Below are 6,910 nucleotides of genomic sequence, written 5' to 3'. Positions count from 1 at the left end.
GCTTCCGCGAGGTTCGGAGTTAATGGCAAAACCAACGGGGCGCCTCCTCAAGTGGCGCCTTGAACGCCCTCGGCCTTCGTACCGGCCTTCAGCGTCTTCATGAACTGTCCGAACGCCGGGCCGAGCTCGGCGAACAGCGGCTCGCGGCGATGTTTCAGCAGGACACCGCCGAGCAGCTTCAGCCCGGTGACGAAGACCTTGCTCTCGGTCTCGTCGAACAGGCCGCGGCGCTGGATGCGGGCGAGGATCTCGTTGAGATCGTCATGGCTGGTGAAGGTGAAGTCGTAGCTCGGACCGTCGGCGCCGTCGCTGCGCGGGCCGATGTCGGTGACCTCGATGGCATAAGTGTGGGGCATGTCGATGCTCCGTCCTGGATGTCTGAGGATCAGGTCGTCGGTTCGTCGTCGCCCTGGATCTCGGCGATCGCGCGCATCAAGATGTCGCTGACGCGTTTGGCTTCCTGATCGCTCCAGCCGGAGCGGTGCATCTTCAGCGCCATCTTCAGGGTCTGCACGGCCTGCAGCACCTGCTCCGGCGGGCGCATGCCGCCCATGGTGCGAGCCATGATGCGCATCCGGCTGAGCAGGCCCTCGATCGCTGCCTCGTCCTGCCTCAGCGCCGCGCGGCCGGCCTCGGTGATCGCGAACAGCTTCTTGCCGCCTTCGGCCGCTGCCGCTTCGATCTGGCCCATGTCCTCGAGCAGGTTGAGGATCGGATAGACCGAGCCCGGGCTTGGCGAATAGGCGCCGCCGACAAGCTCTTCGACCGCCTTGATCAGCTCATAGCCGTGGCGCGGCTTCTCGCCGATCAGCCACAGCAGCAGGCTGCGCAGGTCGCCGGGGCCGAAGAAGCGGCCGCCGCCGCCACGCCCGAACTCCTCGCGCCCGCCGCGGCGCCCGCCGCGCTCGAACAGCCCGGCTCCCCGCGGGCCAAAGCCCGGACCACGGCCGCCGAGGCGGACGTCGTCACAGGCTTCGCCATGGCCATGCCGGCCGTGGCGGCTCCAGCTGCGCTCCTCGCGCTCGTCATCCCAGCCGTGGCGTCCGAATTTCCAATGATGTCTCATGCGATATGATCTCCGTTTGATACAAACGATATATCGTTATTGTATTTCGTTTGTCAACATCGATCGAGTGTAGTCAGCGGTTCCCCCTGTAAGGCCCTGAGATTGAACATTTTTCCTGCTTCTAGATCGCCGCCTCGACCGGCTGGGCCGTCGGTACCGGTTCGGCCTGCGTGCCGCGGTGTGCGATCAGCGCATAGGCGACGGGCACAACGAACAGCGTGAACAGGGTGCCGATCGCCAATCCGGTGGCAATCACCAGGCCCATGTTGAAGCGCGATACTGCGCCGGCGCCGCTGGCGGTGATCAGCGGGATCACGCCGAGCACCATCGCCGCCGTGGTCATCAGGATCGGCCGCAACCGGATGCTGGCGGCCTCGATGATTGCCTCGGTGCGGTCCTTGCCGTGCTCGCGCAGCTCGTTCGCGACCTCGACCATCAGGATGCCGTGCTTGCTGACGAGCCCCATCAGCGTGACCAGGCCGACCTTGGTGTAGATGTTGATGCTCGCGCCGCCGAGCCCGAGGCTGATGAAGATCAGCGCGCCGGCGAGCGACATCGGCACCGACACCAGGATGATGATCGGGTCGACGAAGCTGTTGAACAGGGCGGCGAGCGCGAGAAAGATAATGATCAGCGCGAACACGAAGGTGGTGACGAAGCCGCCGGATTCTTGCTCGAGCTGCCGCGAGGCGCCGCCATAGTCGATGGAGTAGCCCGATGGCAGCGACGTCGCGAGTTCCTTCAGGCTGGCGAGCGCATCGCCCATCGCCACCCCCGGCATCGCCACGCCGGAGATCGTCGCGGCGTTGATCTGCTGGAAGTGGTTGATCGATTCCGGGATCGTCTTGTGCTCGAGCCGGGCCACCGTCGAGAGCGGAACCATCGCGTTGCCGCTGGTGCGGATCGAATAGTCGAGCAGCTGGTTGTCGGTGAGGCGGTCGTTCTGCCGGACCTGCGGGATCACTTTGTAGGAGCGGCCCTCGAGGCTGAAATAGTCGAGATAGTTGCCGCCGAGCATGGTCGCGAGCGCGCCGCCGAGGTCGCTCATCTTCAGGCCGAGATCGGCGGCCTTGTCGCGGTCGAACACGACGGTGGTCTGCGGCTTGTCGATCTTGAGGTCGGTATCGAGGAAGATGAACTTGCCGCTCGCCAGCGCCTTGGCCATGAAGTCGCGCGAGACGTCGTTCAGCTCGGAGAACGATCCGGTGGTGCCGATCACGAACTGGACCGGCAGGCCGTTGCTGCCTGGCAGCGATGCGGGCTGGAAGGCCACGGAGCGCGCGCCGGCGATGCCGTTCAGCATCTGCTGGAATTCCGGCTGCAGGGTCTTGGTCGTCGCCTTGCGCTGATCCCAGGGCTTGAGCACCCAGCCGCCGATTGCCTGCGTCGGCGTGTCGATCTGGAACACCGTGCGCGTCTCCGGGCGTTGCGCGATCAGGCCGAACAGCTGCTGGCCGTAGAATTCGCGCTGCTCGAGCGTTGCGGATGGCGCGGAGTTGGTCAGCGACAGCACGATGCCCTGGTCCTCGTCCGGCGCGAGCTCGCTGGTCGAGCTGACATAGAGCCACGGGATCATCGCCAGCAGCAGCAGCGCGAACACGACGACGACGGGCTTGGTGGTGAAGACGCTTTCGAGACCGCGGCGATAGGCATGAGCCAGACGTTCGAGCACGTGGTCGATGGTGCGGACCAGCCGCGCCTCCAGGGTGGTGGCGCCGCGCTCGGTCCGGCGCAGCAGCCAGGCGCAGTTCATCGGTGACAGGCTCAGCGCGATCACCGCGGAAACCGTGACGGCGCCGGCAAGGGTGAAGGCGAACTCGGTGAACAGCGCACCGGTGAGGCCGCCCTGGAAGCCGACCGGAACATAGACGGCGATGAGCACCACGGTCATGGCGATGATCGGGCTCGCCAGCGAGCGGGCCGACTGGATCGCCGCCTCGACCGGGGAGACGCCCTCGTCGATCAGCCGGTGCACCGCCTCGACGACGATGATGGCATCGTCGACGACGAGACCGATCGCGAGCACCAGCGCCAGCAAGGTCAGCAGGTTGATCGAGAAGCCCATCAGCAGCATCAGGCCGAAGGTGCCGATCAGTGACAGCGGGATCGCGATCACCGGGATCAGCACCGAGCGCCACGAGCCCAGGAACATGAACACCACGAAGATGACGATGGCGATCGCTTCCACCAGCGTGTGGACGACCTCGTCGATCGAGGAGTTCACGAAGTCGGTGGAGTCGTAGAGGATCTCGCTCGTGATGCCGTTCGGCAGCTGGCGCTGCAGGTCCGGCAGGACCGCCTTCACGCCGTTGATGACGTCGAGCAGGTTGGCGGTCGGCGCCACCTGGATGCCGATATAGACGGCGGTCTTGCCGTTGAAGCGCGTCGCTGAGTCGTAGTCGTCATTCCCCAGCGTGACGTTGGCGACGTCGCGCAGGCGGATGATCGCGCCGTTGACCTGCTTGATGACGAGATTGCGGTATTGCTCGAGCGAATGCAGGTTGGTCGCGGCGGCGAGATCGACCTGCACCAGGCGGCCCTTGGTGGTGCCGAGACCGGAGATGTAGTCGTTGCCCGAGAGCGCCGTCGATACGTCCGTCGCGGTCAGGCCGTAGGCGGCGAGCTTGTCCGGGTCGAGCCAGGCGCGCAGCGCGAATTTCTTCGCGCCGAGCAATTCTGCGGTCTGCACGCCGGAGACGGCCTGCAGCTTCGGCTGCACAACGCGCGTGAGGTAGTCGGTGATCTGGTTCGGCGCCAGCACGTCGCTGGCAAAGCCGATATACATGGCGTCGATGGTCTGGCCGACCTTCAGGGTCAGGGTCGGTTGCTGCGTGCCGGTCGGCAGCTGGTTCAGCACCGAGTTCACCTTGGCGTTGATCTCGGTCATCGCCTTGCCGGAATCGTAGTTGAGCCGCAGGTTCACCGTGATGGTGCTGCTGCCGGTGACGCTGGTCGAGGTCATGTAGTCGATGCCGTTGGCCTGGGCGATCGCGTTCTCCAGCGGCGTCGTGATGAAGCCGGCGATGATGTCGCTGTCGGCGCCGGCATAGGCGGTGCTGACCGTCACGATGGCGTTCTGTGTGCGCGGATATTGCAGGATGGCGAGCGTCGTCATCGAGCGCAGGCCGAGCACGAGGATCAGCGCGCTGACCACGAGCGCCAGCACCGGCCGGCGGATGAAGATGTCGGTGAAACGCATGGGGGGGCTCTGAAACGGGTTTTGCGCGCGATTACTGGTCGACGACATCCGGGGCGGCTTCGGCCACGGGCACGTGCGAATTGTCGACCTTCACCGGACTGCCGTTGCGCAGCTTGATCTGTCCGGCGATCACGACCGTCTCGCCCGGCTTGACGCCGTCGGTGATGGCGATGCGATCGCCCTTGGCCGGCTTGCTCTTGATGAACATCTGCCGCGCCTTGCCCTGGCCGTCCTTGAGATCGTCGACGACATAGACGAGGTCGCCGTAGGGATTGCTCACGACCGCGGTGAGCGGCAGGGTGACGAGCTGCTCCGGCTGGCCGATGCCGATCTCGACCTTGGCGAACATGCCCGGCAGCAGGCGCGCTTTCTCATTGTGCAGGGTGGCGCGGACCTGGACGTTGCGGCTGGTGGAATCGACCTTGGCGTTGATCGCCGAGATCTGTCCGCTGAAGCGCTCGCCGGGGAAGGCATCGACGGAGATGCCGACGTCCTGGCCGATCCGGATATCGGCGAGCGACTGCTGCGGCAGATAGAAATCGACGAAGATCGGATCGAGGCTCTGCAGGGTGACGATGGTGGTGCCGGCGCTGAGATACTGGCCGAGGTCGACGGCGCGGATGCCGAGCCGGCCGGCGAACGGCGCCTTCAATGTCTTCTGCTCGACCACCGCCTTTTGTTGCGCGACCAGTGCCTGCGCGTTCTTGAGGTTGGCGCGGTCGCTGTCGAGCGTGGCCTGGCTCACCGCATTGAACTTGATCTGCTCCTCGTCACGCTTGACGACGATGGCGGCGTTCTCGGCGGTGGCCTGCAGCGACTGCAGCTTGGCGGCGTCGTCGGTCGCCACGAGCTGCAGCAGCGGCTGACCAGCCTCGACCGGATCGCCGGAATTGAACTGGATGCTTTGCACGATCCCTGAGACCTGCAGCGCCAGGTCGGCGCCGTTGACGGCGCGCAGCGAGCCGACGGCGGTGAGATTGGAGCGCCAGGGTGCGGTCGCTGCTGTCGCGGTCGAGATGGTCTGCGGCGGATTGGCCATGGCGCCGATCGCCTTGGCGATCATGATGCCCTTGAAGGCCTGAAACCCGTAGAGGCCGCCGAACAGAACGGCCATGGCGGCCAGCATGATGGTCATGCGCTTCTTCATTACATCGCTTCCTGGATGGTCCGATTGGGGCCGGCGAAATAGCCGGGATTGGCGCGGGGCAGCGACGCTGGTGTTTCGTCCTGACGATTCCACCAGCCGCCGCCGAGCGCCTGGAACAGCGCCGCTGTATCGGTGAAGCGCGTGGCCTGCGACTTGATGCGGGAGACGCGCGCGTTGAGATAGGATTGCTGCGCCGTGATGACGTTGGCGTAGGGCACGGCACCGCTCTTGAACTGCTCGATGGCCATCGCGAGGCTGTCGGCCGTGGCCTTCTCGGCGGCGGCCTGGGCCTTCAGCGCTTCGGCGTCGTACTGGATGGCGCGCAGCGAGTCGGCGACGTTCTGGAACGCGGTGATGACCGTGCTCTTGTAGAGCGACAGATCCTGCTCGAAGGTCGCGACATCTGCTTCCTTGGTGTGGTAGAGCGCGCCGCCGTCGATCAGCTTCTGGCTGACGCTGGAGGCCGCGTCCCACACCAAGGTCGTCGGCGAGAACAGCCGTTCCGGTCCGCTCGCGCCATAGCTGCCCGACAACGTCACTTGCGGCAGCAGGTTGGCGATGCCGACGCCGACCGTCGCGGTCGCCTGGTGCAGGGTCGCCTCGGCCTGGCGGATATCTGGGCGCTGGCGCACGAGCGAGGAGGGGAGCGAGACGGGCAGCCTGCGCGGCAGCTTCAGCTCCGCCAGCGTCACATGCTCGCCGCGGTCCTGGTTAGGCAGCCGGCCGAGATAGGCCATCAGCTGGTTGCGCTGCTGCGCGAGCTGCTTCTGCAGCGGTGCCAACGTCGCCTTGGCCTGCGCCAGCGTGGCCTCCTGCGAGAGCACGTCGGATTTCGAGATCGCGCCGACGTCGAACTGGCGCTGGATGCGGCCGAGCTGATCGGTCTCGGCCTTGATGATCTCCTCGGTCGCCGCGATCTGGTCGCGCAGCGAGGCGTCGGTGATCGCGGCCGTCACCACGTTCGCGGTGAGCGCAAGGTAGGTCGCCTCCATCTTGAAGCCCTGATAGTCGGCCTGGGCCTGCAGCGCCTCGACCTGACGCCGCGTGCCGCCCCAGACGTCGAGCGCGTAGCTGACGCTCACCGAGGCGCCATAGAGCGTGTAGAGCGAGGTCTGGCCCGGCCATTGGCCCTGCTGCGTGCTCGAGGCCTGGGTGCGCTCCGCCGAGCCGCTCGCGCTGACCTGCGGAAACAGCGCGCCCTGTTGCGACAGGGCGTTTTCGCGCGCGGCGCGCAGCGCCAGTTGCGCCGCCTCGATGTCCGGGTGATTGCGAATCGCCTCGCCGACGAAGGCGTTGATCTGCCGCGAATGAAACAGCGCCCACCAAGTGCCGCTCAGGTCGCCGCCTGACGCAAAGCTCTGCGTGTGGCCGCCCGGCGTTGCGGCGTCGGCGCTCGAAGCCAGCCGCTGCTCGCGGACGTAGCCGGCCGCGACCGGCGCGTCCGGGGACATGAAGTCGGGGCCGACGGCGCAGGCCGCCAGCAGCACGCTGCATCCGG

At 66.2% G+C, this 6,910-nt stretch carries 5 protein-coding genes; all 5 read right to left on the bottom strand.

Going from position 1 to position 6,910, the window contains the following annotated elements; translation table 11 throughout:
* Positions 1–47: 47 nt before the first annotated feature.
* On the bottom strand, positions 48–356 hold the full coding sequence (locus BRAS3809_RS24080) for a DUF3861 family protein (RefSeq protein ID WP_008964641.1): 309 nt from the start codon (positions 354–356) through the stop codon (positions 48–50).
* A 29-nt stretch (positions 357–385) separates the two neighbouring features.
* The gene (locus tag BRAS3809_RS24075; RefSeq protein WP_008964640.1) at positions 386–1,066 is read right to left on the bottom strand and encodes a PadR family transcriptional regulator; all 681 of its coding nucleotides are present in this window, start codon (positions 1,064–1,066) and stop codon (positions 386–388) included.
* A 121-nt stretch (positions 1,067–1,187) separates the two neighbouring features.
* Positions 1,188–4,265 carry an efflux RND transporter permease subunit gene (locus BRAS3809_RS24070; protein ID WP_008964639.1) on the bottom strand — a complete coding sequence of 1,026 codons (3,078 nt, stop codon included), beginning with the start codon at positions 4,263–4,265 and terminating at the stop codon, positions 1,188–1,190.
* A gap of 31 nt (positions 4,266–4,296) precedes the next feature.
* The gene (locus BRAS3809_RS24065; RefSeq protein ID WP_035658043.1) at positions 4,297–5,412 is read right to left on the bottom strand and encodes an efflux RND transporter periplasmic adaptor subunit; all 1,116 of its coding nucleotides are present in this window, start codon (positions 5,410–5,412) and stop codon (positions 4,297–4,299) included.
* Positions 5,412–6,910: efflux transporter outer membrane subunit (locus BRAS3809_RS24060; protein ID WP_035658039.1), on the bottom strand; the 1,499-nt coding region annotated here is incomplete at its 5' end. The genes BRAS3809_RS24060 and BRAS3809_RS24065, both read right to left, overlap by 1 nt.

The sequence above is a fragment of the Bradyrhizobium sp. STM 3809 genome (genome assembly GCF_000239795.1).
Taxonomy (GTDB): domain Bacteria; phylum Pseudomonadota; class Alphaproteobacteria; order Rhizobiales; family Xanthobacteraceae; genus Bradyrhizobium.
The sequence above is the reverse complement of the archived record's forward strand: the minus strand, read 5'-3'. Positions and strand labels throughout refer to the sequence as shown.

Coding starts and splice junctions, on each gene's coding strand:
- BRAS3809_RS24080 (WP_008964641.1), bottom strand. CDS start 356: ATGCCCCACACTTATGCCATCGAGGTCACCGACATCGGCCCGCGCAGC.
- BRAS3809_RS24075 (WP_008964640.1), bottom strand. CDS start 1,066: ATGAGACATCATTGGAAATTCGGACGCCACGGCTGGGATGACGAGCGC.
- BRAS3809_RS24070 (WP_008964639.1), bottom strand. CDS start 4,265: ATGCGTTTCACCGACATCTTCATCCGCCGGCCGGTGCTGGCGCTCGTG.
- BRAS3809_RS24065 (WP_035658043.1), bottom strand. CDS start 5,412: ATGAAGAAGCGCATGACCATCATGCTGGCCGCCATGGCCGTTCTGTTC.